At 75.3% G+C, this 25,108-nt stretch carries 23 protein-coding genes; 6 read left to right on the top strand and 17 right to left on the bottom strand.

The genetic code is table 11. The features are described 5' to 3' along the window. Positions 1-93: 93 nt before the first annotated feature. The gene (gene sodN / locus ACI8AF_RS19835) at positions 94-498 is read right to left on the bottom strand and encodes a superoxide dismutase, Ni (protein WP_456541468.1); all 405 of its coding nucleotides are present in this window, start codon (positions 496-498) and stop codon (positions 94-96) included. 51 nt (positions 499-549) lie between these two features. Here sodN and ACI8AF_RS19830 point away from each other — a divergent pair, with 51 nt between their 5' ends. Further along, positions 550-930 (top strand): S26 family signal peptidase, encoded by a 381-nt coding sequence (locus ACI8AF_RS19830; protein ID WP_456541467.1) that lies wholly within the window; start codon positions 550-552, stop codon positions 928-930. 12 nt (positions 931-942) lie between these two features. On the opposite strand, the gene ACI8AF_RS19825 is transcribed toward ACI8AF_RS19830, so the two are convergent. Beyond that, the gene (locus tag ACI8AF_RS19825) at positions 943-2,559 is read right to left on the bottom strand and encodes an FAD-dependent monooxygenase (protein ID WP_456541466.1); all 1,617 of its coding nucleotides are present in this window, start codon (positions 2,557-2,559) and stop codon (positions 943-945) included. A gap of 225 nt (positions 2,560-2,784) precedes the next feature. On the opposite strand from ACI8AF_RS19825, the gene ACI8AF_RS19820 reads away from it, so the two are divergent. Further along, the gene (locus ACI8AF_RS19820; protein ID WP_456541465.1) at positions 2,785-3,975 is read left to right on the top strand and encodes an NAD(P)-dependent malic enzyme; all 1,191 of its coding nucleotides are present in this window, start codon (positions 2,785-2,787) and stop codon (positions 3,973-3,975) included. Here the strand turns inward: ACI8AF_RS19820 and ACI8AF_RS19815 are convergent. The 14 genes from ACI8AF_RS19815 to ppk2 all read right to left on the bottom strand — a co-directional run bounded on the left by ACI8AF_RS19815 (position 3,965) and on the right by ppk2 (position 20,487). Next, positions 3,965-4,999, bottom strand: coding sequence for an acyltransferase family protein (locus tag ACI8AF_RS19815; protein WP_456541464.1), 1,035 nt, complete (start codon positions 4,997-4,999; stop codon positions 3,965-3,967). The genes ACI8AF_RS19820 and ACI8AF_RS19815 overlap by 11 nt on opposite strands. Continuing rightward, positions 4,996-5,850 carry an alpha/beta hydrolase gene (locus ACI8AF_RS19810; RefSeq protein ID WP_456541463.1) on the bottom strand — a complete coding sequence of 285 codons (855 nt, stop codon included), beginning with the start codon at positions 5,848-5,850 and terminating at the stop codon, positions 4,996-4,998. The genes ACI8AF_RS19815 and ACI8AF_RS19810 overlap by 4 nt, the downstream gene beginning before the upstream one ends. A gap of 63 nt (positions 5,851-5,913) precedes the next feature. Beyond that, positions 5,914-6,609, bottom strand: a complete 696-nt coding sequence (locus tag ACI8AF_RS19805; protein ID WP_456541462.1) for a response regulator — start codon at positions 6,607-6,609, stop codon at positions 5,914-5,916. After that, positions 6,606-7,829, bottom strand: a complete 1,224-nt coding sequence (locus ACI8AF_RS19800; RefSeq protein ID WP_456541461.1) for a sensor histidine kinase — start codon at positions 7,827-7,829, stop codon at positions 6,606-6,608. The genes ACI8AF_RS19805 and ACI8AF_RS19800 overlap by 4 nt, the downstream gene beginning before the upstream one ends. Further along, positions 7,826-9,265 (bottom strand): pyridoxal phosphate-dependent decarboxylase family protein, encoded by a 1,440-nt coding sequence (locus tag ACI8AF_RS19795; RefSeq protein WP_456541460.1) that lies wholly within the window; start codon positions 9,263-9,265, stop codon positions 7,826-7,828. Before ACI8AF_RS19795 ends, ACI8AF_RS19800 begins: the two co-directional genes overlap by 4 nt. Further along, positions 9,262-10,581 carry an MFS transporter gene (locus tag ACI8AF_RS19790; protein ID WP_456541459.1) on the bottom strand — a complete coding sequence of 440 codons (1,320 nt, stop codon included), beginning with the start codon at positions 10,579-10,581 and terminating at the stop codon, positions 9,262-9,264. Before ACI8AF_RS19790 ends, ACI8AF_RS19795 begins: the two co-directional genes overlap by 4 nt. A 91-nt stretch (positions 10,582-10,672) precedes the next feature. Beyond that, the gene (locus ACI8AF_RS19785) at positions 10,673-11,854 is read right to left on the bottom strand and encodes an RtcB family protein (protein ID WP_456541458.1); all 1,182 of its coding nucleotides are present in this window, start codon (positions 11,852-11,854) and stop codon (positions 10,673-10,675) included. Positions 11,855-11,925: 71 nt separating this feature from the next. Further along, positions 11,926-12,639: a metal-dependent hydrolase gene (locus ACI8AF_RS19780; protein ID WP_456541457.1), complete on the bottom strand. Its 714-nt coding sequence runs from the start codon at positions 12,637-12,639 to the stop codon at positions 11,926-11,928. Positions 12,640-12,747: 108 nt separating this feature from the next. Then, the gene (locus tag ACI8AF_RS19775) at positions 12,748-12,930 is read right to left on the bottom strand and encodes a DUF6104 family protein (protein WP_456541456.1); all 183 of its coding nucleotides are present in this window, start codon (positions 12,928-12,930) and stop codon (positions 12,748-12,750) included. A gap of 1 nt (position 12,931) precedes the next feature. Next, positions 12,932-16,747 (bottom strand): multifunctional oxoglutarate decarboxylase/oxoglutarate dehydrogenase thiamine pyrophosphate-binding subunit/dihydrolipoyllysine-residue succinyltransferase subunit, encoded by a 3,816-nt coding sequence (locus tag ACI8AF_RS19770; protein WP_456541455.1) that lies wholly within the window; start codon positions 16,745-16,747, stop codon positions 12,932-12,934. 164 nt (positions 16,748-16,911) lie between these two features. Next, a complete protein-coding gene (locus ACI8AF_RS19765) occupies positions 16,912-17,721 on the bottom strand; it encodes an ankyrin repeat domain-containing protein (RefSeq protein WP_456541454.1) in 810 nt (269 codons plus the stop codon). A 65-nt stretch (positions 17,722-17,786) separates the two neighbouring features. After that, entirely contained in the window at positions 17,787-18,551 is a 765-nt protein-coding gene (locus ACI8AF_RS19760) for an ABC transporter permease (RefSeq protein ID WP_456541453.1), read from the bottom strand. Further along, positions 18,548-19,486, bottom strand: coding sequence for an ABC transporter ATP-binding protein (locus ACI8AF_RS19755; protein ID WP_456541452.1), 939 nt, complete (start codon positions 19,484-19,486; stop codon positions 18,548-18,550). The genes ACI8AF_RS19760 and ACI8AF_RS19755 overlap by 4 nt, the downstream gene beginning before the upstream one ends. Before the next feature lie 167 nt (positions 19,487-19,653). Beyond that, positions 19,654-20,487 carry a polyphosphate kinase 2 gene (gene ppk2, locus ACI8AF_RS19750; protein WP_456541451.1) on the bottom strand — a complete coding sequence of 278 codons (834 nt, stop codon included), beginning with the start codon at positions 20,485-20,487 and terminating at the stop codon, positions 19,654-19,656. Between the two features lie 158 nt (positions 20,488-20,645). Between ppk2 and ACI8AF_RS19745 the strand changes: the two genes are divergently transcribed. From ACI8AF_RS19745 to ACI8AF_RS19730, 4 genes are all read left to right on the top strand, one after another. Further along, on the top strand, positions 20,646-21,107 hold the full coding sequence (locus ACI8AF_RS19745; RefSeq protein WP_456541450.1) for a universal stress protein: 462 nt from the start codon (positions 20,646-20,648) through the stop codon (positions 21,105-21,107). Between the two features lie 17 nt (positions 21,108-21,124). After that, the gene (locus ACI8AF_RS19740; protein WP_456541449.1) at positions 21,125-22,201 is read left to right on the top strand and encodes an adenylate/guanylate cyclase domain-containing protein; all 1,077 of its coding nucleotides are present in this window, start codon (positions 21,125-21,127) and stop codon (positions 22,199-22,201) included. Between the two features lie 88 nt (positions 22,202-22,289). Then, a complete protein-coding gene (locus ACI8AF_RS19735; RefSeq protein WP_456541448.1) occupies positions 22,290-23,930 on the top strand; it encodes an ABC-F family ATP-binding cassette domain-containing protein in 1,641 nt (546 codons plus the stop codon). Further along, the gene (locus tag ACI8AF_RS19730; RefSeq protein WP_456541447.1) at positions 23,927-24,472 is read left to right on the top strand and encodes a class I SAM-dependent methyltransferase; all 546 of its coding nucleotides are present in this window, start codon (positions 23,927-23,929) and stop codon (positions 24,470-24,472) included. Before ACI8AF_RS19735 ends, ACI8AF_RS19730 begins: the two co-directional genes overlap by 4 nt. Here the strand turns inward: ACI8AF_RS19730 and ACI8AF_RS19725 are convergent. Further along, positions 24,423-25,043, bottom strand: coding sequence for a hypothetical protein (locus ACI8AF_RS19725; RefSeq protein ID WP_456541446.1), 621 nt, complete (start codon positions 25,041-25,043; stop codon positions 24,423-24,425). The two genes, ACI8AF_RS19730 and ACI8AF_RS19725, sit on opposite strands and share 50 nt — an antisense overlap. Positions 25,044-25,108 lie beyond the last annotated feature (65 nt).

Below are 25,108 nucleotides of genomic sequence, written 5' to 3'. Positions count from 1 at the left end.
GCAAACGGTACCGGGAGGCAGCACGGCGCACCCGAGACGACGACGGCGCCGGTCGACGGGGACCGTCGACCGGCGCCGTCGAGCGCCCGGGGATCAGGCCGCGGCCTTGGTCTCCCAGAAGATCTTGTCGATCTCGGCGATGTAGTCGAGCAGCTTCTGGCCCTCGGCGGGGTCCATGCTGCCCTTGCCGCCGGCCGCGCCGGCCTGCTTGGTGGCCTTGTTGAACAGCTCGTGCAGCTGCGGGTACTTCTCGAAGTGCGGCGGCTTGAAGTAGTCGGTCCACAGCACCCACAGGTGGTGCTTGACCAGGTCGGACCGCTGCTCCTTGATCAGGATGGCGCGGGTGCGGAACGCCGGGTCGTCGTTGGCCTGGTACTTCTCCTGGATGGCCTTGACGGACTCCGCCTCGATGCGGGCCTGGGCCGGGTCGTAGACGCCGCAGGGGAGGTCGCAGTGCGCGGTGGCCTCGACGGCGGAGAACATGCGGGTCAGACGCATGGGTGTGCCTCCGGATGTCGTGAGATCGGGTCGTCTGCGACCCTACTCGCGGTGATCGCGGACGACAGGGGGAGCGGTGCGAGCCCGCTCGCGACGTCCTGGGTGCTGGCCCGCGTCAGCGGCCCGTCGATGTCGCCGACGGTCCGGCACGGCGACCGCCTGCTCGTCCGCCGGCTCCGCCCGGGGGCCGCGGTCGCGCCCGGCACCGTCGTCCTGGCCCGGTTCCCCGCCCGGCCGGAGCTCCTGGTGGTGAAGCGGGCCCTGCGCCCGGAACCGGGCGGCTGCTGGGTGGTGGGGGACAACCCGCTGGTCACCGACGACAGCCGCGCGTTCGGCGTCGCCGTGCCGGTGGGCCGGGTGGTCGCCCGGCTCTGGCCACGGCCCGGCCGGCTGGACGCACCTCCGCCCGACGTCCTCGAGGCGGGCGCGTAGCCGGCCCACCCGCTACCGGAACAGCAGCCGGCGGACGACGTCGGCGAGCACCGCGTCCGGGTCCTCGGGGCACCGGCGCGCCCGCCACGCGACGACGCCGTCCGGCCGGACGACGACGGCCCCGTCGTCCTCGATGCCGAAGGTCTCGGCGAACCGTCCGTCGGTGTCGACGACCGCACCGGTCGCCCCCACGAGGTGCGCCGGCAGGGCCACCCCGGCCGCGCGGGCAGCCCGCGCGGCCGAGGACGCCCAGCGGTCGCCCCCGGCGCCGGCGAGGAGGACCAGGTCGGACCCGAACAGGTCGAGCACCGACCCCCGGACGCCGTCCCGGGTCACGGGCAGGTGCGGCGCGCGAGTTCCCGGGCGACCACCCGGACCCCTCGGATCCACCAGGAGCGCCCCGTCGTCCGGCTCGTCGGCCAGGATCGCCCGGGAGCGGTGCACGGGGCCGAGCTCGATCGACGGGTCGTCCATCGCCGGAGCCATGTCGTCGCGGGGCAGCGTCGGGTCGACCCGCAGCGCGTAGCGGGTGTAGGCCTGCTCGACGATCAGGTCGCAGACCGGGCGCCGCTCGGCGTCGTAGGTCTCCAGCAGCTCGCGTCCCGCGGCGCCGCGGGTCACCATGGCCAGCTTCCACGCCAGGTTGTGGGCGTCGGCCACGCCGGTGTTGCCGCCGAACCCGCCGGTCGGCGGCATGACGTGCGCCGCATCGCCGGCGAGGAAGATCCTCCGGTCACCGAACGCGGCGGCGTGCGCCGCGGCCGCGGTCCACCGCTGGACGTCGTCCACCTCCACGGCGATGTCCGGCCGGCCGAGGGCCTTGCGGACCATGTCCACGCACCGCGGGGCGTCCAGGTCCTCGGCGACGTGCCGGTCGACCGCGCCGTCGGGTCCGACGGTGGAGAAGACGGCGAGGAAGCCCGAGTCGCCGGTGATGGAGAAGCGGAAGAAGCCGAGCAGCTCGGGGTGGGAGACGTAGACGACGCTGAGGTTGCGGTCCCCGATGAGCTCGCGCATGTCGGCGCGGAAGTAGATGGTCGCGCACTCGGCGAACGCTCCCCGGCCCTGCATCCCGATGCCCAGCCGCTCCCGCACGGAGCTGTGCGCGCCGTCGGCCGCGACCAGGAAGTCCGAGCGGATCCGCTGCTCCGGTCCGCCGTCCCGGGGACGGACGACGGCGGTGACCCCGTCGTCGTCCTGCTCGACGTCGAGCAGTTCGGTGGCGTACCGGTGCTCCGCGCCGAGCTCGCGCGCTCGCTCCCGGAGCACGGGCTCCAGGCCGATCTGCGTGATGAACAACCGCGACGTCGGGCTCAGCTGTTCGACGCCCTCGTTGAAGTGCCGGAAGAAGAACGTCATGTCGGGGCTGGCGAGGCTCTGCACCGAGATGATCGCACCGTTCTGCACGAATTCCCGCGCCGCCGCCGCCTCGACCGCTTCCTGGAGGCCGGCGCTCCGGAAGACCTCCATGGTGCGCTGGTGGAACGAGGCGGCCCGGGGGTGCACCGCCGTGCCCCGGTGGCGTTCGACCAGGAGGTGCTCCACCCCGTGCGTGGAGAGCAGCAGCGACGTGGTGAGTCCCACCAGGCTGCCGCCGACGACGACCACGGGGACGTGCGCTCCGCTCACGGGGCCTCCCGGAGGGTCGGTCACGCCCCCGGCTCGCCCCGACCTCGTCGGACACGGGCCCGCACCGCGGTCCCCCCGGGGGTGCGGACACCCTCGTCCCCGCCCTGGGCCGTGTCAAGCACCACACCAGGAGCACCGGCCGGTGCCACGCGGACGGAGACACTGCGCTGCCGACCCGCAGGGGGCGTCAGAGGGCTGCCACGGCGGGATTACGCTCCCCGTTCCATGGGTGACCAGCGCAACGATGCGGACAGACCCGACCGCTTCGCCGGCGACCCGGCGTTCGCGGTGCACGAGGGCGGCAAGCTGCGGGTACGCCCCACCCGGTCCATCGAGTCCATCGCCGACCTGGCCCTGACCTACACGCCGGGCGTCGCCCGGGTCTCCAGCGCCATCGCCGCCGAGCCCGCCCTGGCCCGCCGCTTCACCTGGGCACCGCGGGTGGTCGCCGTCGTCTCCGACGGCACCGCGGTCCTCGGCCTCGGCGACATCGGCCCGGCCGCCTCGCTGCCGGTGATGGAGGGCAAGGCCTGCCTGTTCAGCGAGTTCGCCGGGCTGTCCGCCGTCCCCGTCGTGCTGTCGACCACCGACGTCGACGAGATCGTCGAGGCGGTGGCCGCGGTCGCGCCGTCGTTCGGCGGGATCAACCTGGAGGACATCAGCGCGCCGCGCTGCTTCGAGATCGAGGACCGGCTGCGCGAGCGGCTCGACATCCCGGTCATGCACGACGACCAGCACGGGACGGCGATCGTCGTCCTGGCCGCCCTGCGCAACGCCGCGAAGGTGGTCGGGCGGGAGATCGGCGACCTGCGGGTGGTCGTCGCCGGCGCCGGCGCGGCCGGTGTGGCGTGCACGAAGATCCTGCTCGGAGCCGGGATCGGCGACATCTCGGTCGCCGACTCCAAGGGGATCCTGCACGCCGGGCGGGAGGACCTCACCCCCGTCAAGCGCTGGCTGGTCGAGAACACCAACCGCGCCGGGCACGCCGGCACGATGGTCGACGCGCTCGCCGGCGCCGACGTCTACCTGGGGCTCTCCGGCGGCTCGGTGCCCGAGTCGGCGATCGCCGCGATGGCCGACGACTGCATCGTGTTCTCCCTGGCCAACCCGATCCCCGAGGTCGACCCGGACATGGCGGCGAAGTACGCCGCCGTCGTCGCCACCGGGCGCAGCGACCTGCCGAACCAGATCAACAACGTGCTGGCCTTCCCCGGCGTCTTCCGCGGGGCCATCGACGCCGGCGCCACGGCGATCACCGAGGAGATGAAGCTGGCCGCGGCGACCGCGATCGCCGACGTCGTCGGCGACGACCTGCGGCCGGACCACATCGTCCCCAGCCCGCTCGACCGGCGGGTGGCCGAGGCGGTCGCGGCTGCGGTCGCCGCCTGCGCCCGCGCGGAGGGCGTCACCGCCTGAGCGGAGTGGATCCGTCGCGGGAACGCCGACGGGTCCACTCCGACAGCACGGCGGCGAGGGGGAGCAGCCACAGCGCTCGGGCGAGCAGCCAGCCCGGGCCACCGGGCGGGTCGTGCAGGCCCGGCAGCGGGCCCAGCGGCAGGGTGGCCAGCCACAGCGCGACGAGCCCCGGCTGGTGCAGCAGGAAGACCGGCAGCGCGGCCCGGTCGACGGCGCGGACCACCGGCCGGTCCCCGAGCCGCGCCAGCCGGGGTGCCGCGAGCCCGGCGAGGCCCGCCTGGGCCAGCGCGAGGCACACGGTGGCGGCCGAGGGCGAGTCGAGGTTGGACCCGGCGGTGCCCGGCACGCCCACCGCCGCGGCCGGGAGCCCGCCGACGCCGACGAGCAGCACCACCCCGGCGAGGCCGCCGAGCGCCAGCGCGGCGGCGGTGGCGCGGGGGAGCGGCCGGCGGGCCGCGGCGACGCCGAGCTGCCACGGCACCCACCAGGCGGCGACCACCAGCGGGGGCGCGGCGAGGGCCAGGGCCACGGGAAGGACGACGGCGGCCCGCCCGAACCGGCGGTCCAGCCGGACCAGCACCGGTGTCGCGGCCAGCAGGAGGAGGTGCACGCCGAGGAACCACAGCGGGCTCAGCGAGAGGACGACCACCCGCCGCACGAGGCTCTGCGACGTGCCGGCCAGCGCCAGGGCCGCCGCGACGCAGGCCACCGCGCCCACCAGGACGGCGACCGGCCGGAGCAGCCGGCGGACGCGGCGCGTCCACCACCGCCCCCACGGCCCGCCGTCGGCCGACCAGCTGCGCGCGGCGGCGGAGCCCGCGACGAGGAAGAACAGGCCGAGCGTCTGCAGCAGCCAGCTGACCGGCGCCAGCTCCGGCACCGTGCGCAGCGGGCTGTCCAGCCGCACGGCGCCGTCGCCCGCCCGCGGCGCGACCGGCGCCGTCACCAGCCAGTGGCCCAGCACCACGCCGACGACGGCCAGCGCGCGCAGCGCGTCGACGGCCGGATCACGGCGGGCGGTCACGCGGCGCTCCCGGGCCGCCGGCCGGTCGCGACCGCGGCGATCGCGGCCAGCGACGCCGAGCCGGGCCGGAAGTAGCCGTCGTGCCCGCCCGCCCCGCCGGTGGGCAGGGTCCGCGCCCCGAAGTCGGGGTCGGTGGGGTCGGTGCCGTGGCCGAGGTCGCCGATGCGGGCCGCGGGCACCCGGCCGATCCAGTCGTCGTCGCTGCGGCCGGCCCAGACCCGCGCCGGCGTGCCCAGCTCCGCCGTCGTGCCGGCCCGCGCCCCGGGGCTGGCCAGCAGGACCAGGTCGCCGGCGGCCAGGTGGTCCGCGGCCAGCGCCACCACGACGGCGCCGTAGCTGTGCCCGACCACGGTCACCGACCCGGCGGGGCTCAGGTCGTCGACGAAGCGGACCAGCGCCGCGGCCCCGGCGCGGGCGAGGCGGCCGGAGGCGGCGTCCAGCCCCAGCCCCTGCGGGGTCGGGTAGCCCACCCACAGCACGACGGCGAGCTCCGGCCCGCCGGCCTCGGCCAGCGCCCGCGCCCAGCCGGAGGGACGGCGCTGCGGCCGCCGGGCGTCGGCGAGCGTGCCCAGGTCGATGTCCGACCCCGGGACCAGCACCGCCACGTGCGCCGCGGTCGCCGGGTCGCCCAGCGCCACCACCGCCAGCCCGCGCCCGGCCGGGTCGCAGCCGAGCACGCGCACCTGGTCCCGGCCGTCCGGCGCGAGGCGCTCGGCCAGCCGGGCGGCGCACCCGGGGTCGCGGACCACCGGCGGCGGCACGGCCGCCTCCGCCGGCGGCGCGAGGAGTCCGACGGCCAGCGCGGACAGGACGCCGACCAGGGCCGATGCCCGGCGGCGGGTGGTCGTCACGTTCCCCGACGCTAGGCACGGACGGTCGCCGGGTCGTCACACCCAGGAGCCGTCTTCCGCGTGCTACCCGGGTACGTCCCCACCGGGGGAGACCAGCCCCGTCTCGTACGCCAGGACGACGGCCTGGGCGCGGTCGCGCACCCCCAGCTTGGTGAACACGCGGCTCACGTGGGTCTTCACCGTCTGCTCGGCGACCACCAGCCGGGCGGCGATCTCGGTGTTGGACAGCCCGCGCGCGACCAGCCGCAGCACCTCCGTCTCCCGCTCGGTCAGGCCGGCCAGGGCACCGGGCCGGCCCGGCGGCGGCACGGCCGCCCGGCGCGCGGCGACGAAGTCGGCGATCAGCCGCCGGGTGACGGTGGGGGTGATCAGCGCGTCGCCGGCGGCCGCGACGCGGACCGCCTGCAGGAGCTCGGCCGACGGGGCGTGCTTGAGCAGGAAGCCGCTGGCCCCCGCGCGCAGGGCGTCGTAGACGTAGTCGTCGAGGTCGAAGGTGGTGAGCACGACGACCTTGGGCGCGGCCGCGCCGTCGGCCAGCAGCGCCCGGGTGGCCTCCAGCCCGTCGAGCACCGGCATGCGGACGTCCATCAGGACGACGTCCGGTCCGGTGCCCGCCGCGGTCAGGTCGGCGACGCGGCGCAGCGCCTCGGCGCCGTCCCCGGCCGTGCCCACCACCTCGATGTCGGGCTGGGCCGCGAGCAGCGCGGCCAGCCCCTCACGGACCATCTCCTGGTCGTCGACCATGAGCACCCGGATCACGACCCGCCCTCCCCGTCGAGCGGCAGCTCGGCGACCACCGCGAACCCGCCGTCCCCGGTCGGCCCGGCGTCGAGCCGGCCGCCGTGCAGCTCCGCCCGCTCCCGCATGCCGAGCAGCCCCACGCCCGCGCCCGGGGTGCCCGGCGTGCCGCCGGGGCCGTTGACCACGGACAACCGCAGCGCCCCGTCGCGCGGGGTCAGCTCCAGGCGAACGGCCGCACCCGGGGCGTGCCGGACGGCGTTGGCCAGCGCCTGCTGCGCGATCCGGTACGCCGACAGCCCCACGCCGGCCGGCACCGGCACCGGCTCGATGGCGGCCGACACCTCGACGCCGGCGGCGCGGGTCTGGTCGACCAGCCCGCCGAGCCCGTCCAGCCCCGGCTGCGGGGCGCGCTCGGCCTGGTGGTCGTCGGCGCGCAGCACCCCGAGCAGCTGCTGCAGGTCGGTCAGCGCCCGGCGCGCGGTGCCGGCGAGCTCGGCCAGCTCGGCGCCGGCCGCCGGCGACAGCTCCGGCAGCCGGTAGGGCGCCGTCTCGCAGCGGACCGCGATCAGCGACAGCTCGTGCGCGAGGACGTCGTGCATCTCCCGCGCGATGCGGGCGCGCTCGGCGAGGGCGCCGCGCTCGGCCTGCGCCGCCGCCGTCCGCGCCTGCTCCCGGGCGAGCGCGCGCCGGGCGTCCCAGCGGGCGCCGAGGCTGGCCCCGAGGAGGACGGGGACGAGCGCGCCGAGGACCGAGTAGACGACGGTGTCGATCCCACCGGGCCACGTCAGCAGCGGCGCGAGGACCACCGGCAGCAGGGCCGAGAGCGCGGCCAGCGCGACGACGTCGCGGCGGGGCAGCACCCACGCGGCGGCGAACAGCACCGGCACCCACAGGCACCACTGCCACGGCTCGAGGAGCAGGTCGGAGGGGTCGGGCCGGAGGATCAGGAACGGGATCCCGAGCCACGCGGCGGTGACCACCCGCCAGGCGGGGAGCGGCCGCCACACCGCGAGCACGACCAGGCCGGCGAGCGGGAGCAGCACCAGGAACGCCAGCCCACCGGTCATCCGCCCGGCGTCGTTGATCAGGCTCGACGCCGCCGTGGCGACGATCAGCCCGTACGCGGCGACCGCCGCCACCAGCAGCCGACGCAGCCGGCGCCCGAGCAGCAGCCACGGGGGCCGGCCGACGTCGGGACGGCCCCACATGACCGCGGCCACGGCCCGGAGGGCGGTCACGGTCGGGCGGGCCGGTAGACCAGGTCGAGGACGCCGGCCAGCAGCCGCTCGGCGACCGGTCGGGGGAGGGCGGCGACCAGGGCGTGCACGGGCGCCATGCGCTCGGGCAGCCGGCCGCCGCCGACGCCGGCGACCTCGAGCAGGGCGTCGACCTCGGCCACGGTGAGCGTCGCCGGGTCGATGGTGGCCGCCGCGGCGACCAGGTCGGGATCGGCCACCGGTGCGGGCAGGGCCGCCGCGGCCTTGGCGGCGTCGGCGAGGTCGGCCAGCAGGGCGTCGACCCGGCCGGCGGTGGCGCCGGTGACGGTGAGGTGCAGCGTCGCCGGCAGGTCGGCGCCGCCGGGCTGGGGGAACGGCGGCTGGGGCTGCAGCAGCCAGCCGCGGGCGGTCATCTCGTCGGCGAGGTTGAGCACGTCGATGCCGTCCGGGCCGTCCTGCGCGACCGCGACCAGGGTGGCGACCGGTGCGCCGACGACCCGCAGGCCCTCGATCCCGGCGATGCCCTCGGCCAGCGCGACCGTCGCCGCGCGGGTGCCGCGGGCCAGCCGCCGGTAGCCGTCGTCGCCGAGGTACCGGTGCACCGCCCAGGCGGCGGCCATCGGCCCGGCCGGGCGGGTGCCGGCCAGCGTCGGGTTGACCACCGGGTAGCCGGGCCAGCCGGCGGTCGAGAACCAGTGCGCCTGCCGCAGCTCGGGCTCGACGGTGAGCAGCAGGGAGACGCCCTTGGGCGCGTAGCCGTACTTGTGCAGGTCGACCGAGAGCGAGGTGACCCCGGGGACGGCGAGGTCGAACGGCTCGGGGACGTCGTCGAGGAACGGCAGCACCCACCCGCCGATGCACGCGTCGACGTGGCAGGGGACCCCCGCGCCGGCGGCGAGACCGGCGATCTCGCCGACCGGGTCGAGCACGCCGTGCGGGTAGGACGGCGCGCTGACCACGACCAGCGCCGTCCGCCCGTCGAGCGCGGCGCGGATCGCGGCCGGCACGGCGCGGCAGGTGTCCGGGTCGACCGGGACGTCGACGACGTCGAGGCCGAAGAGGTGGGCGGCCTTGCGGAACGCGGCGTGCGCGGTGACCGGCAGCAGCAGGGTCGGCGTGCCGGTGCCGCCGCGCGAGCGCCACCGCTCCCGGGCGGCCAGCACCGCCAGGAGGCAGCTCTCGGTGCCGCCGGAGGTGAGCGTGCCGACGGCGCCGGGCGGGCCGTGCAGCAGCTCCAGCGCGGCGCCGACCAGGTCGTCCTCGATGCGCGCGACGCTGGGGAAGGCGGTCGGGTCGAGCGCGTTGGTCCACTGGTAGGCGGCCTGGGCGGCGGCCGCGAGGTCGTCGAGGTCGGCGAGGCCCGAGTCGTAGACGTAGGCCATCGTCGCCCCGCCGTGGGTGGGCACGTCGTCGGCCTGCAGCGCGGTGAGCTCGGCCAGGACGTCGTGCGGGTTCACGCTTCCTCCAGTCGGTAGCGGGCGAAGACGGGGACGGCGGCCAGCACGATCAGCGCTGGGATCACGCTGAAGCCCAGCCGGACGGCGGTGACCGCGGCGGAGGACTGCGCGACGTCGTCCCCGGTGGAGGAGACGTAGCCGGCCCCCCCGAGCAGCAGGCCGAGCAGGCCCGGGCCGACGGCGAGACCGAGGGTCTCGGCGGCGGTCCAGACCCCCGTGAAGACGCCGGCCCGGCGCTGCCCGGAGGCCGCCTCGTCGGCGGCGATCACGTCGGGCAGCATCGCCAGCGGGAACATCTGCATGCCGGCGTAGCCGATGCCGACCAGCACCACGAGCGGGAGCACCGCGCCCGTGCCGCCGTCGTCGCCGAGGGCCAGGGCCGCGGCGCCGAAGGCGAACAGCACCGAGGACATGAGCAGCCCGGCGCGCTTGCCGAGCTTCCGGCTGACCCGCAGCCACAGCGGCATGACCAGGATCGCCGGGCCCACGAGCGCCGCGAACAGCAGCGTGCCGGCGGCCTCGTCGCCGAGCACGTGCTGCGAGTAGTAGGGGACGCCGGCGAGCATCACGCCGATGCCCAGCGCCTGGACGACGAAGCCGATCAGCAGCACGCGGAACGGCCGCGAGCCCCAAGCCAGCCGCAGCGTCGTCCCGAGCCGGCCCTCGCTGCGCACCCGGGTGAGGGTGGGGGCGCTGCGGGTGCCCCAGACCGCGCCGAGCATGCCCACGGCGAGCAGGACGGCGACGAACGCGGCCATCGCCAGGTAGCCGCCCCGGCCGCCGCCGGCCGCGTCGACCACCGCGGGCGCACCGGCCCCGGCCAGCAGGATGCCGACGGCCAGCGCGGCGACCCGCCAGGACATCAGCGTGGCCCGCTCGCCGGGGTCGTCGGTGATCTCGGCCGGCTGGGCGACGTAGGGCACCTGGAAGCAGCCGTACGCGGTCGCGGCCAGCAGGAAGGTGACCGCCACCCACGTCGCCGCGACACCCGGCGAGCCGCCCGGCCCGGCGAAGACCAGCACGAACAGCAGCGGCAGGGTCAGACCGCCGGCCAGCATCCACGGCCGCCGCGGCCCCCAGCGGCTCTCGGTGCGGTCGGACCGGCTGCCGATCCACGGGTTGAGCAGCACGTCCCACGCCTTGGGCGCGAACACCACCGCGCCGGCCAGCCCGGCGGCCACCCCGAGCACGTCGGTCAGGTAGTAGAGCAGCAGCAGCCCGGGCACCGTGCCGAACGCCGCCGTCCCGATCGAGCCCACGGCGTACCCGACGTGCGTGCCCCGGCCGAGCCGCGCGGGGGAGGAGACGGCGGTCACGGCCGGAACCGTAACGGCTCGTGCGCCTGGATCCGGCCCCCTGCAGGGGCCCGCCGCGAGCGTGCGAGCGGTGGGGGCAGGGGGTCCTCCTTCAATCGCCTTTGACGTTCACCAGCTGGCGGAGGGTGTGGCGGATCTCGACGAGGTCCTTCGCGTCCTCCATGACGACGTCGACCGGTTTGTAGGCCTGGGGGATCTCGTCGAGGAAGACGTCGCTGTGCCGCCACTCGATGCCCGTCATCGCCTCGTCGAGCTGCGCCCGCGTGAACGTCCTCCGGGCGGCGCTGCGCGAGTACGCCCGCCCCGCGCCGTGCGGTGCCGACTCCAGCGCCAGCGGGTTGCCCAGGCCGGTGGTCACGTAGCTCGCCGTCCCCATGGAGCCGGGGATGAGCCCCTCCTGGCCGTGCCGGGCCTGGATCGCCCCCTTGCGCGACACCCACAGGTCGACACCGTCGTGCGTCTCCCGCTGGGTGAAGTTGTGGTGGGCGTTGATCCGCTCGTGCTCGGGCGTCCCGTCGGCCCGCATGTGCCGGGCCAGGCAGTCGGCGACCCGGTCCATCATCTCCTCGCGGTTGAGCAGGGCGAAGTGCTGCGCCCACCGCAGCTCGGCGATGTACCGGTCGAACTCCGCCGTCCCCTCCTCGAGCCAGGCGAGGTCGCGGTCGGGCAGGTCGAGCCGCTCCCGGCGGGCCCGCTCGGCGGCGATCGCGATGTGCGTCTGCGCGATCTTGTTGCCCACCCCGCGGCTGCCCGAGTGCAGGAACAGCCAGACCCGCTGCCGCTCGTCGGCGGTGACCTCGATGAAGTGGTTGCCCGAGCCGAGGCTGCCCAGCTGCAGCGGCCAGTTCGGCGCCGTCGCGTTGACCGAGCCGAGGACGCCGAGCTCCTCGCCGTAGCGCTCGAGCTCGGCGACCCGCGCCTGCGCCGTCGCGGTCAGCCGCTTGTTGTACCGGCCGGCCGAGAGCGGCACCGCCCGCTCGATGTCACCGCGCAGCGGGGCCAGCGGCCCGCGGCCGCGGACCTCGTCCACCGACCACGGGGTGCGGACGGCGATCATGCCGCAGCCGATGTCCACGCCGACCGCGGCCGGGATGATCGCGCCGCGGGTCGGCAGCACCGAGCCGACCGTGGCGCCCTTGCCCAGGTGCGCGTCGGGCATGAGGGCGACGTGCGGGTGCACGAACGGCAGGGACGCGGTGCGCTCGGCCTGCGCCAACGTCTGCTCGTCGAGGATGCTCGCCCAGTTCAGGAGCTTGTCCGACAGCTGTTCCACGCACCGAGTCTGCGGCCGTTCCGGCTCCCGGGCGACCGAATCGCGGTCGGGGGATCACACCCGCCCTCGGGTCAGCCGGTGCCGGTGATGCGGTCGACGACCGGTTCGACGGCCGCCGATACGCCGGTGTTCAGGTACAGGAAGACGAGCGTCGCCACCGCGAACGCCGGGACCAGCAGCACCTTCTCGATCGTCGCGCCGGTGCGCAGGTGGATCGGCGAGAGCCGGCACTTGTGGATCACCCAGATCACCGGCACCGGGATGCCCTCGCGGGTCAGGAAGTCGCCCACGATGTGCGCGAGCACGCCGACGCCCACGGCGTAGGGCAGCCACATCGGCGCGGGGGAGTGGTCGAGGAACAGCCAGGCGCCACCCCACGAGATGACCAGGTTGCCCAGGATCGTGTTCTCGGCCCGGCCCGGGATGACGAAGTGCAGCGCGCGCAGGGCCAGGCCGATCGCCAGGGCCAGCACCAGCAGGCTGGTGGCGAAGTTCTCCGCGGCGGCCATCGCCAGGAAGCCGAACACCAGCGGGGCCAGGACCGCGTCGTGCGTGCCCCAGCGGTGGCCGCCGGAGATCTTGTTGATCAGCGCCGCGGGCAGGTCGGTGATCGGCCCCCACATGCGCGAGATCGTCGTCCGCTGCTGGTCGAGGTCGGGCAGCATCGCGAACCCGCCGGCCGCGGCGACCCAGGCGCCCTGCGCCACGGCGCCGTGGACGGGGGCCCAGGGCAGGGTGGCCGCGCCCGCGGCGAGGCCCGACAGGGCATGCGAGTGACCGAGCACGCACACAGGGTGCCGCTCACCTGATCGGATGTCGGGACGCCACACCGAGAGGCCCCTCTGCAGGGTCCCACCGCGAGCGTGCGAGTGGCGGGGGGCAGGAGGGGTCCTTCAGTCCTCGTCGTCCTCGGTGCCGCCGCGGGCCAGCCAGGTGGCCAGCCGCTCGATCGGCACCTCGAAGTCGGGGTGCTGGTCGACGAAGGCCTGGAGCTGGTCGGCCAGCCAGGCGAGGGTCACCTGCTCCTCGCCCCGCCGGTCGGCCAGCTCCTCCAGCCCCCGATCGGTGAAGTACACGTCAGCGGGCGAAGGCCGACGCCACCAGCTCGCGCTGCTCGACGTCGTGCACCTTGGCCGAGCCGACCGCCGGGCTGGCCGACGCCTTGCGGCTGACGCGGCGCAGCGCACGGCCGCCGAGCTCCTCCGGCAGGTTGATCGCCATGAACTGCCAGGCGCCCATGTTGGCCGGCTCCTCCTGCACCCACACCAGGTCGTGAGCGTTCGGGTACCGGTCGAGCACCTCGCGGATCTGCGCGGCGGGCAGCGGGTAGAGCTGCTCGACCCGGACGATCGCGGTGTCGGCGATGCCCTCGGCCTCCCGGTGCGCGCCGAGGTCGTAGGCGACCTTGCCGCTGCAGAGCAGCACCCGGCGGACGGCCGACGGGTCGAGCGGCTCGCCGCCCACGCCCGGGTCGCCCAGCACCGGCTGGAAGTTCTCCTCGGTGAAGTCGGCGACCTGGCTGACCGCCGCCTTGGCCCGCAGCAGCGACTTCGGCGTGAACACCACCAGCGGCCGGTGCACGTCGGAGAGCGCCTGGCGGCGCAGCAGGTGGAAGTAGTTCGCCGGCGTCGTGCAGTTGGCGACCGTCATGTTGTTCTCGGCGCACAGCTGCAGGAACCGCTCGATCCGGCCGCTGGAGTGGTCGGGCCCCTGGCCCTCCAGGCCGTGCGGCAGCAGCAGGACGACGCCGGAGCGCTGCCCCCACTTCGCCTCGCCGGAGCTGATGAACTCGTCGATCACCATCTGGGCGCCGTCGACGAAGTCGCCGAACTGCGCCTCCCACAGCACCAGGGCCTTCGGGTTGGCCACCGAGTAGCCGTACTCGAAGCCGAGGGCGGCGTACTCGGAGAGCAGCGAGTCGTAGACGAAGAACTTCGCCTGGTCCTCGGAGAGGTTCAGCAGCGGCGTGTACTCGCGGGCGTTGTCCCGGTCGATGAGCACCGAGTGCCGCTGCACGAAGGTGCCCCGGCGGGAGTCCTGGCCGGCGAGCCGGACGGGGACGCCCTCCATGAGCAGCGAGCCGAACGCGGTCAGCTCGCCCATCGCCCAGTCGATGTTGCCCTCGCTGGCCATCGCCGCGCGCCGCTCGAGCATCCGCTTGAGCTTCGGGTGGACCGTGAAGTCCTCGGGCAGCGAGACGTGGGCGTCGCCGATGGTCTTGAGGACCTCGGTGCTGATCGCCGTCCGCACCGTGGACTCCTGCGGGGTGCGCGGGTCCATCACCGGCTCCGGCTTGGCCGAGTCCTGCGCGTCGTGGGTCTCGGCGAACGCCCGCTCCAGCTGGCCGCGGTAGTCCTTGAGGGCCTCCTCGGCCTCCTGCAGCGTGATGTCGCCGCGGCCGACCAGCGCCTCGGTGTACAGCTTCCGGACCGAGCGCTTGCGGTCGATGATGTCGTACATCAGCGGCTGCGTCATCGACGGGTCGTCGCCCTCGTTGTGCCCGCGGCGGCGGTAGCAGATGAGGTCGATGACGACGTCCTTCTTGAACGCCTGCCGGTAGTCGACCGCCAGCCGGGCCACCCGGACGCACGCCTCCGGGTCGTCGCCGTTCACGTGGAAGATCGGCGCGCCGATCATCCGGGCCACGTCGGTCGAGTAGAGGCTCGACCGGGCGGCCGCCGGGCTGGTGGTGAAGCCCACCTGGTTGTTGATGACGACGTGCACCGTGCCGCCGGTGCGGTAGCCGCGCAGCTGGGAGAGGTTCAGCGTCTCGGCGACCACGCCCTGGCCGGCGAAGGCCGAGTCGCCGTGCAGCAGGACGGGCAGGACCGTGAAGCCGCTCTCGCCCTTGTTGATCATGTCCTGCTTGGCGCGGGCGATGCCCTCGAGCACCGGGTTGACCGTCTCGAGGTGGCTCGGGTTGCTGGCCAGCGAGACGTCGATCGAGGCCTCGCGGAACGGGTTGGCGAAGGTGCCCTCGGCGCCGAGGTGGTACTTCACGTCGCCGGAGCCCTGCACCGTCGAGGGGTCGATGTTGCCCTCGAACTCGCCGAAGATCTTCGAGTAGCTCTTGCCGAGCACGTTGGCCAGCACGTTCAGCCGGCCGCGGTGGGCCATGCCGATCGCGACCTCGTCGAGCTCGTAGTCGGTGCCGGCGATGAGCACCTCGTCGAGGATGGGGATGACCGACTCGCCGCCCTCGAGGCTGAACCGCTTCTGCCCGACGTACTTGGTCTGCAGGAAGGTCTCGAACGCCTCGGCGGCGTTCAGCCGGCCGAGGATGTGCTTCTGCTTCTCACGGTCGGGCTGCTCGTGCTTGACCTCGATGCGCTTCTGCAGCCACTCCCGCTCCTCGGGGTCGGTGATGTGCATGTACTCCACGCCGACCGTGCGGCAGTAGGAGTTGCGCAGCACGCCGAGGATGTCGCGCAGGGCCATCGTGCGCTCGCCGGCGAAGCCGCCGACGGGGAAGTGCCGGTCGAGGTCCCACAGGGTCAGCCCGTGCTCGACGATGTCGAGGTCGGGGTGGGTGCGGACCTTGAACTCCAGCGGGTCGGTGTCGGCCATCAGGTGGCCGTTGCGCCGGTAGGCCTCGATGACCTCGATGACCCGCGCTTCCTTGTCGATCTGCCCCTCGTGGCTGATCCGCACGTCCGGCACCCAGCGGACCGGCTCGTAGGGGATGCGCAGCGAGCGGAAGACCTCGTCGTAGAAGCCGTCCTCGCCCAGCAGCAGGCCGTGGATGCGGCGCAGGAAGTCGCCGGACTCGGCGCCCTGGATGATCCGGTGGTCGTAGGTGGAGGTCAGCGTGATGATCTTGCTGACCGCCATCTCGGCGAGCGCCTCGGGGCTCATCCCCTGGAACTCGGCCGGGTACTCCATCGCGCCGACGCCGATGATCGCGCCCTGCCCGGCGGTGAGCCGCGGCACCGAGTGGTTGGTGCCGATGGTCCCCGGGTTGGTCAGGCTGATCGTGGTGCCGGAGAAGTCCTCGACGGTCAGCTTGCCCGCGCGGGCACGCCGGATGATGTCCTCGTAGCCGCCCCAGAACTGGGCGAAGTCCATGGCCTCGGCGGCCTTGATGTTGGCGACCACCAGCGAGCGGGTGCCGTCGGACTTCGGCAGGTCGATCGCCAGCCCGAAGTTGACGTGCTCGGGCTGCACGAGCACCGGCTTGCCGTCGACCTCGGCGAAGGCGTTGTTCATGTTCGGGAAGTCGCGCAGCGCCCGGACCAGCGCGTAGCCGATCAGGTGCGTGAACGAGACCTTCCCGCCGCGCGAGCGCGCCAGGTGGTTGTTGATGACGATGCGGTTGTCGGCGAGCAGCTTCGCCGGCACGGCCCGGACGCTGGTCGCCGTCGGGACGGCCAGCGACGCGTTCATGTTCTTGACGACGCTGGCCGCGGCACCGCGCAGCGGGGTGCGCTTCACGCCGTCGCCCTCGGCCTTCGCGGGCGCCGGCTTGGCGGCCGGCTTCGGGGCAGGGGCGGCCGGCTGCTGCTGGTCGGCGCGGTCGGCGGCCCGGCCCACCACGGTGGCCTCGGTGCGCTCGGGGACCGGGGTCGCGCGCGGCGCGGACTCGGGGGCGCTCGGGGCGACGGCGGGGCCGCTCTGCTGGGTGGCCGAGCCCTGCGTGGCCGCGGCGGCCGGGGCGCTCTTGGAGGTGGCGGGCTCCGCCGGAGCGGGGGCGGGCGCGGGCTCGGCAGGCGCCGGGGCGGGGGCCGCGCCGTTCGGCTGGGCCGGCTGCTCGCGGTCGAGACCGGAGGACACCGGGCTGCCGGGCCGGTAGTCGGCGAAGAACTCGTGCCAGGCCTGGTCCACGCTGGACGGATCGGCGAGGTACTGCTGGTACATCTCCTCGACCAGCCACTCGTTGGTGCCGAATCCCGCCACGGAGGAGGAGTTCGTGGAGGACGGCCGGGATGAGCTCACGCTTGACACGGGGGCGAGTGCCTTCTTCGTCTGTGGACGTTTTCGGACCGGGTGGCGAGTCTACGCCCGGGGCCTGCCCGGACACCGGGCGAACCCGGCTGTCACGACGCGTCTCGCACCGGGGGTCAGTCGGTCGCGCCGTGCGCCACGAGCAGCTCGGCCAGGGCGTCGCTGCGGGAGGCCTGCCCGTCGTCGTGCCTGCGGGAACGCGCGGCGGTGACCCGGCTGATGTCGAGCGCGCTGGCGCCGTCGTTGGTGGTGGCGTTGACGTCGGCCCCGGCGGCCAGCAGGACGCGCACCACCTCGGGCGCGTCGCCGGTGCCGCCCGCGGCCACGGCCGCGTGGATCGGGGTGCGGCCGGACTCCGGGTCGCGGCGGTCGACCTGCGCGCCGGCGTCGAGCAGCATCCGCACCAGCTCCACGTGCGCCCGCCCGGCGGCCGCGTGCAGCGCCCCGCCGTCGGCGTCGGCGCCGCGGTCGAGCAGCAGCCGCGCGGTGCCCGCTGCCCCACCGTGCGCGGCGAAGGCCAGCAGGTCCACGCCGGTCACCGGGTCGGCGAGGCGGGCGCCCGCGTCGAGCTCGCGGGCGAGCTGGTCGACGTCGTCGAGGAACGCCGCGCTGGCCGCGTCGACCGGGGCGCCGAGCTCGCGCAGGACGGCCACCAGCTGCGGCGCGAACTCGAGCGCCACGTGCAGCGGCGTGCGGTCGTGCTCGGTGACGGCGTGGACGTCGGCCCCGGCCACGACGAGCAGCCGGACGATCTCCTCCTGCCCCTCGGCGACGGCCACGTGCAGCGGCGCCCAGCCGCTGTGGCCGTCCCGCTCCACGGTGCGCGCGAGCAGCCGCGGGTTCTCCGCCACGGCGGTGCGGACCGCCTCGGCGTCGCCGGCGGCGATCAGCCGGACCAGGCGTTGGACCGTCATGCGGGTGGTCATGCGCGATCGCCCCCGTTCCGGGTCGTCGGTGGTCGCGTGCGCAGCTCCCGGGGCGCCCGACGACGTCACACGACGTCGCGCCGGACGGCGAGGAACGTCCCCAGGACGGCCGCCACCAGACCGTAGCCGAGCAGCAGCAGGCCGCCCTGCCAGGGCTCCAGGAGGTCCGGCGCCTGGAAGTCGGAGGTGACGGCCTGCACCGCGCCGCCGGGCAGCCACTTGTAGGCGCCCTGGATGGCGCCGATCGAGGAGACGATCGGCTCGACGACGTAGAGGTAGACCAGCGAGCCGACGATCGCGCCGACCTGGTTGCGCAGCAGCGCGCCGACGCCGACGCCGATCACGGTGAAGACCACCAGCACGAGGCCGGCCGCGGTGAGCGTCTGCAGGTTGTCGGCGTCCAGCGCGGGCGCATTGCCGCGGGCCCCCGCGTAGAGCAGCACCACGAGCACGTTCACGGCGAGCACCAGCAGCGCGAACGGCACCGCGACCAGCGCGTACGCCAGCACCTTGGCGGCCACGACCCGGCCCCGCTTCGGGGTGGTGAGGAAGGTCGGCGTCGCCGTCCGGTGCCGGTACTCCTGCGTCATCCCGATGATGCCCAGGATCAGCAGCAGCACGCTGGCGTTGGCCGCGACGGAGAAGACGAGCTCGGCGTACTGGGGGTCGTCCACCGCCGGCAGGCCCGGCTGGCCGTTCTGCTCCACACCGGCCAGCCCCGTGAACAGGGCGGCGAAGCCGCCGGCCATGACGCAGGCGCCGACGAGCAGGCCGATCCACACGCGGGTGGTGAACAGCTTGGTCCACTCGGCGCGCACCAGCCGCGTCATCGGGAGGTCTCCTGGGTGGGGGTCGGGGTGGACGCGGCGTACTGCTCCTGCCCGGCGGTGAGCCGGAAGTAGATCTCCTCGAGGCCGCTGCTCTGCGGGCGCAGCTCGTGCAGCTCGACGCCGGCGGTGAACGCCTGGTGGCCGATCGCGGCCGCGGGCAGCCCGGTCACGGTGAGCGTCTCGCCGTCCTGGGCCGCGACGGCGTGGCCGGCGGTGCGCAGCACGTCGGCCAGCCGGTGCGCCTCGGGGCTGCGCACCAGCACGGTGCCGGCGCCGTCGGCACCGGAGCGCAGCTCGGCGATCGAGCCCTCACGCACCAGCCGGCCGGCGCCGATGATCACCACCCGGTCGGCGGTGTGCTCCATCTCCGACAGCAGGTGGCTGGAGACCAGCACGGTGCGGCCCTCGTTGTGCGCCATGTGCTGCAGGAAGCCGCGCAGCCACTGGATGCCCTCGGGGTCCAGCCCGTTGGCCGGCTCGTCGAGGACGAGGACGGCGGGGTCGCCGAGCAGCGCGGTGGCCAGCGCCAGCCGCTGGCGCATGCCGAGCGAGTAGCCGCCGGCGCGCCGCTTGCCGGCGTCGGCCAGGCCCACCTGGTGCAGCGCCTCGTCGGCCCGCGAGAGCGGCAGCCCCGCCGCCCGGCAGTACACGCGCAGGTGGTTGAGGCCCGACCGCGCGGGGTGGAACGCCGTCTCCAGGACCGCGCCGACCGTGCGGGTCGGCTCGCCCAGCGCCGCGTACGGGACGCCGTCGAACGTGGCCTGGCCGGCGTCCGGGGTCTCCAGCCCGAGCACCATGCGCAGGGTCGTCGTCTTCCCGGCGCCGTTGGGCCCGAGGAACCCGGTGACCGAGCCCGGCTCCACGGAGAACGACAGCGTGTCGACGGCGCGGACGGTGCCGAACGTCTTCGTCAGTCCGCTGACCTCGACGCGCACGGGGTGGGCGCGGGGGGCGGTGGCGCTGGAGATGGCGCACTCCTCGGGTGGGTCCGGGCAGGTCGGTGCCCATCCAAGCGCACCCGCGCGCCGATCCGGGTCATGCCGGGCCCGCAACCGGTCCGCCGTCGGCGAACGGTCGCGGAACGGGAGGCGAACGGCCGCGGTCAGCCCGGGCAGACGTCCGGCACGAAGTGCTGGCTCGACCGGGGCGGGCGGACGTAGTCGTCGCGCACCGGGGGCCGGGGCGGCAGCACCGGGGCTGCGGGGGTGAGGTCCTCGTAGGGGACCTGGGTGAGCAGGTGGCTGATGACGTTGAGCCGGGCGCGCTTCTTCACCTCGGCCTCGACCACCCACCACGGCGCCTCGGGGATGTCGGTCGCGGCGAGCATCGCGTCCTTGGCCCGCGAGAAGTCGACCCACCGGTTGCGCGCCTCGAGGTCCATCGGGCTGAGCTTCCAGCGCTTGGTCGGGTCGTGCAGCCGCGCCTGGAAGCGCCGCTCCTGCTCCGTGTCGCTGACCGAGAACCAGTACTTCAGGAGCTGGATGCCGCTGCGCACGAGCATGCGCTCGAACTCGGGGCACGAGCGCAGGAACTCCCAGTACTCCTCGTCGGTGCAGAAGCCCATGACCCGCTCGACGCCGGCGCGGTTGTACCAGGAGCGGTCGAACAGGACCATCTCGCCGCGGGCCGGCAGGTGGGCCACGTAGCGCTGGAAGTACCACTGCCCCCGCTCGCGCTCGGTCGGCGCGGCGAGCGCGACGATGCGCGCGAAGCGGGGGTTGAGCTGCTCGGTGATGCGCTGGATCGCGCCGCCCTTGCCCGCGGCGTCGCGGCCCTCGAAGACCACGACCACCCGCAGGCCTTTCGCGCGGACGTACTCCTGCTGCTTGACCAGCTCCACCTGCAGCCGGGTCAGCTCCTGCTCGTAGTACTTGGTGCTGAGCCGAGCGGCCGGCCGCGGAGCCTCCTCCACCGAAGTCTTCGGGTGGGCAGCCATGCGCGGCAGCATGGTCCGGGCGGCGTCCCGCATCAACGGGTCCGGCCCTGCCGCGCTCACCGCGGCGGCCGGTCGTCGCGCTCCGGGGTGCCCCCGACCGGGGGAAACGTGGTGACCCGCCCCACAGGCGGTACCGCGCGTCACATACAGTGCGCGCCGTGAGCGACACCCCCTACCGGACCGTGGTCGTCGGCACCGACGGCTCGGAGTCCTCGCTGCGCGCGGTCGCGCGGGCCGGCGCCATCGCCGGGGCCTGCGGGGCCGCCCTCGTCGTCGCCTGCGCCTACCTGCCCACCGACGCCGACGAGCGCGAGCTGGCGCGGGCGCAGGACGTGCTGGGGGACGAGGCCTACCAGGTGGTCGGGTCGCACCCGGCCGAGGACACCGTCAGCCGCGCGGGGGACCGGGCGCGCCAGGCCGGTGCGCGCGACGTGCGCACGGTCGCGGTCATGGGCTCGCCGGTCGAGGCCCTCCTCGACGTCGTCCGGCGGGAGGACGCCGACCTGCTGGTGGTCGGCAACAAGGGGCTCAACGGCATCAAGGGCCGGCTGCTCGGCTCGGTGCCGGCCGACGCCACGCGCCGCTCGGCGGTCGACGTGCTGGTCGTGCACACCACCTGAGAGGCACCATCCACCCCATGGACGACGCCGGGCCGGCCGAGGGCCCGGACCCCCGCGAGGCGCTCGAGCGGCTGCTGCTCGGCGGCCCGCGCCGCTACACCCGGCTGCAGGTGGCCGAGCTCTCCGGCGTGCCCCTCGAGCGCACCCGGCGGCTGTGGCGCGCGCTCGGGTTCGCCGACTCCGCGGACGACGACCCGGCCTACAGCGACGCCGACATCGCCGCGCTGGGCGTGCTGTCCTCGCTGATCGACTCCGGCTTCGTCGGCCCCGACACCGAGGCGACCATCGCCCGCGCCATGGGCCAGGCGCTGTCGCGGCTGGCCGACTGGCAGACCGACATGCTCGCCGACGTGCTGGCCGGCGCGGCGACGCACGAGGGCCGCGGGGCGACGCCGGAGGAGGCGGTCGAGGCCGCGCGCCGGCTGCTGCCGCTGCTGCGCGATGTCCAGGACTACGTCTGGCGCCGCCACCTCGCCGCCAACGCCGACCGGCTGCTCGCCGCCGGCGCCACCGGGGACCGCCGCGAGCTGGCCGTCGGCTTCGCCGACCTGGTCGGCTACACCTCCCGCAGCCGCGGGATGGGCGGCCGCGAGCTCGGCGACATGGTGGAGGACTTCGAGAGCACCGCCGCCGAGGTGATCGCCCGGCACGGCGGCCGGGTGGTCAAGACGGTGGGGGACGGCGTGCTGTTCACCGCGGCCTCCGCGGTCGACGGCGCCGAGATCGCCCTCGACCTGCCCGAGCGCTGGGCCGCCGAGGACCGCCCGCCGCTGCGGGTGGGTGTCGCCTACGGGACGGTGCTCACCCGGCTCGGCGACGTCTACTCGCCCGTGGTGAACCTGGCCAGCCGGCTGACCTCGATCGCGCACCCGCAGGCGGTGCTCGTCGACCGCGAGCTGGCCCGCCGGCTGCGCGGGCTGCCCGCCTACCGGGTGCGGCCGCTGCGCCGGGTCTCGGTGCGGGGCTACGACCACCTGCAGCCGTGGCTGGTGCGCCGCCGCCCCGGCGAGGGCGAGGACACCGCGCTGGAGGCCATGCTCGACGAGATGGCCGACGAGGTGCTCGCCCGGGACGACGACGAGATCGGCGGCTGAGCCCGCGCGGCACCCGCTACAGTGGGCCCGTGCTGTGACCCGGTGACCGACGTCGTCCGTCCTCGACCGCACCGGGAGCACCCCCGCCATGAGCGCCACCCTCGTCGCGCGCGGCCTGGCCGCCGGCCACGGCGCCCGCGTCCTCTTCTCCGACCTCGACCTCGTTGTCGCCCCGGGCGACGTCGTCGGTCTGGTCGGGGTCAACGGCGCCGGCAAGTCCACGCTGCTGCGCACCCTCGCCGGCGAGCTGCCCGCCGAGTCCGGCAGCGTCGCGCTGTCCCCGCCGACGGCGACCATCGGCTACCTGCCGCAGGAGACCGAGCGCCCGGCGGGGGAGACCGTGCTCGCCACGCTGGCCCGCCGCACCGGCGTGACGGCGGCTCAGGCGGCCCTCGACGAGGCCACCGCGGCGCTGAGCGAGGGCCGGCCGGGGGCCGACGACGCCTACGGCGACGCGCTCGAGCGCTGGCTCGCGCTGGGCGGGGCCGACCTCGAGGAGCGGGCCGCCGAGGTGGTCGCCGAGGTGGCACCGGGCATCGCGCTGGACGCCGCGACCGCCGGCCTGTCCGGCGGCCAGGCCGCCCGCGTCGGCCTGGCCGCGCTGCTGCTCGCCCGCTACGACGTCCTGCTGCTCGACGAGCCGACCAACGACCTCGACCTGACCGGCCTGGCGCAGCTCGAGCGGTTCGTCGAGCAGGCGCGGGCCGGCATCGTCGTGGTCAGCCACGACCGCGAGTTCCTCGCCCGCACGGTCACCCGTGTCGTCGAGCTCGACCTCGCCCAGCAGCTGGTGCGGGTGCACGACGGCGGCTACGACGGCTACCTGGTCGAGCGCGAGGTGGCCCGCCGGCACGCGCGCGAGCAGTACGAGGAGTACGCCGGGACAAAGGCCGAGCTCGAGGCGCGGGCGCGGATGCAGCGCAACTGGATGGCCAAGGGCGTCCGCAACGCGGTCCGCAAGGCCGGCAGCGAGCCGGACAAGAACATCCGCGCGCACATGCGGTCGACGTCGGAGAAGCAGGCGGCCAAGGCGCGGATCACCGAGAAGCGCATCGAGCGGCTCGAGGAGGTCGAGGAGCCGCGCAAGGAGTGGGAGCTGCGGATGTCGATCGCCGCGGCCCCCCGCGCCGGCGCCGTCGTGGCCACGCTGCGCGGCGCGGTGGTGCGCCGCGGTGCCTTCACGCTCGGCCCCGTCGACCTGCAGGTCGACTGGGGCGACCGGCTGGCGATCACCGGCGCCAACGGCTCGGGGAAGACGACGCTGCTCGGCGCCCTGCTCGGCCGGGTGCCGCTCGACGAGGGGACAGCGACGCTGGGGCCCTCGGTCCGCATCGGCGAGATCGACCAGGCCCGCGGCCGCTTCCTCGGCGGCGAGCCGCTGCTCGACGCGTTCTCGGCCGAGGTGCCGTCCTGGCCGACCGCGGAGGTGCGCACGCTGCTGGCCAAGTTCGGGCTGGTCGCCGACCACGTGCTGCGGCCCGCGGCCACCCTCTCGCCGGGGGAGCGCACCCGCGCCGGGCTGGCCCTGCTGCAGGCCCGAGGGGTGAACGTGCTCGTCCTCGACGAGCCGACCAACCACCTCGACCTGCCGGCGATCGAGCAGCTCGAGCAGGCGCTGGCCGGCTACGAGGGCACGCTGCTGCTGGTCACGCACGACCGCCGCATGCTCGAGGCGGTGCACACCACCCGCCGGCTCGTGGTCGACGGCGGCCGCGTCACCGAGCGGTGAGCGCCGTCCCCGACCGCGTCCGGTGGGCGGTCGAGCTGCTCGACCCCCGGCCGGACGACGTCGTGCTCGAGGTCGGCTGCGGGCCCGGGGTCGCCGCCGAGCTGGTCTGCGCCCGGCTCACCACCGGCCGGATGGTCGCCGTCGACCGGTCGGCGGTGGCCGTCGAGCGCACGACCCGTCGCAACGCCGGGCACGTCGCGGCCGGGCGGCTGACCGTCGTCGAGGCGGCGCTGGACGGGCTGGACCTGCCCGAGCACGGGGTCGACCGGGCCTTCTCGGTGAACGTGAACCTGTTCTGGACCGGGGACCCCGCCGCGGAGCTCGCGGTGCTGCGCAGGGCGCTGCGGCCCGGTGGGCTGCTGCTGGTCCTCTACGGCACCGGTCCGGGCGGTCCGGACAAGGCGACGGCCGCGGTCGCCGGGGCGCTGGCGGCGCACGGGTTCACCGGGGTGGAGCGCGTCGGGTCCGCGGCCGGCAGCGGGGTGCGCGCGCTCAGGGGATCGGAACCGCCTCGGACGAGCCCACCTGCACCAGGCGCGTGACGCCGGTCAGCGGGTCGAACACGGCCTCCTCCAGCCAGAAGACGTAGACCCCGCCCCGGGTCAGCCCCGTCAGGGTCGTGATGACCGGTGTGCAGCCGGCCGGCTGTGCGACGGTCCGCCGGACCGGGTCGGGCTGCTCGCCGGGCACGACGTCCTGGGAGACCGCCTGCACGCGGTAGCCGGTCACCTCGGGCCGGCCGTCGGCCATCCAGCTGATGGTCGCCGTCCCCGGACCGGGGGTGGCGCCGGGGTTGATCCGCACCGGGTTGGCGTAGCCGCCGCAGACCGCGGGCGGCGGCTCGTCCTCGATGCCGACGCCGTGGGGCACCACGGGCGGCACGAACTCCGGCACCGACGGGCGCGGGACGACGGGGGAGAGGCCGACCTCCGCGGGCTCGGACAGGTCGGGCACCGGCGGGACGACGCCGCCCGAGTCGAGGAACCAGGTCTGCCCGGCCGCCTGGCGGGTGGCCGCCGCCGGCTGCACGTCCGCGTCGGCCGCCGCGCACCCGGTGAGCGCCGCCGAGCACAGGACGAGGACGCCGAGCCGTCGCCGTCCGCCCGCGCGCATCCGCCACCGTCCTCGTCCGGGGAGCCGGTCTCCCTCCAGGACAGCGTCGGCACGCGGCCGCCCGG

It is taken from the genome of Blastococcus sp. SYSU D00669 (assembly GCF_054050715.1).
Note: the sequence above shows the minus strand (reverse complement) of the source record. Positions and strands in the feature narration are given on the sequence as shown.

What these genes read in the sequence shown, in the direction of transcription:
- ACI8AF_RS19740 (WP_456541449.1), top strand. Translation starts at nt 21,125, where the DNA reads ATGGACGACGCCGGGCCGGCCGAGGGCCCGGACCCCCGCGAGGCGCTC.
- ACI8AF_RS19725 (WP_456541446.1), bottom strand. Translation starts at nt 25,043, where the DNA reads ATGCGCGCGGGCGGACGGCGACGGCTCGGCGTCCTCGTCCTGTGCTCG.
- ACI8AF_RS19760 (WP_456541453.1), bottom strand. Translation starts at nt 18,551, where the DNA reads ATGACGCGGCTGGTGCGCGCCGAGTGGACCAAGCTGTTCACCACCCGC.
- sodN (WP_456541468.1), bottom strand. Translation starts at nt 498, where the DNA reads ATGCGTCTGACCCGCATGTTCTCCGCCGTCGAGGCCACCGCGCACTGC.
- ACI8AF_RS19820 (WP_456541465.1), top strand. Translation starts at nt 2,785, where the DNA reads ATGGGTGACCAGCGCAACGATGCGGACAGACCCGACCGCTTCGCCGGC.
- ACI8AF_RS19735 (WP_456541448.1), top strand. Translation starts at nt 22,290, where the DNA reads ATGAGCGCCACCCTCGTCGCGCGCGGCCTGGCCGCCGGCCACGGCGCC.
- ACI8AF_RS19765 (WP_456541454.1), bottom strand. Translation starts at nt 17,721, where the DNA reads ATGACCACCCGCATGACGGTCCAACGCCTGGTCCGGCTGATCGCCGCC.
- ppk2 (WP_456541451.1), bottom strand. Translation starts at nt 20,487, where the DNA reads ATGGCTGCCCACCCGAAGACTTCGGTGGAGGAGGCTCCGCGGCCGGCC.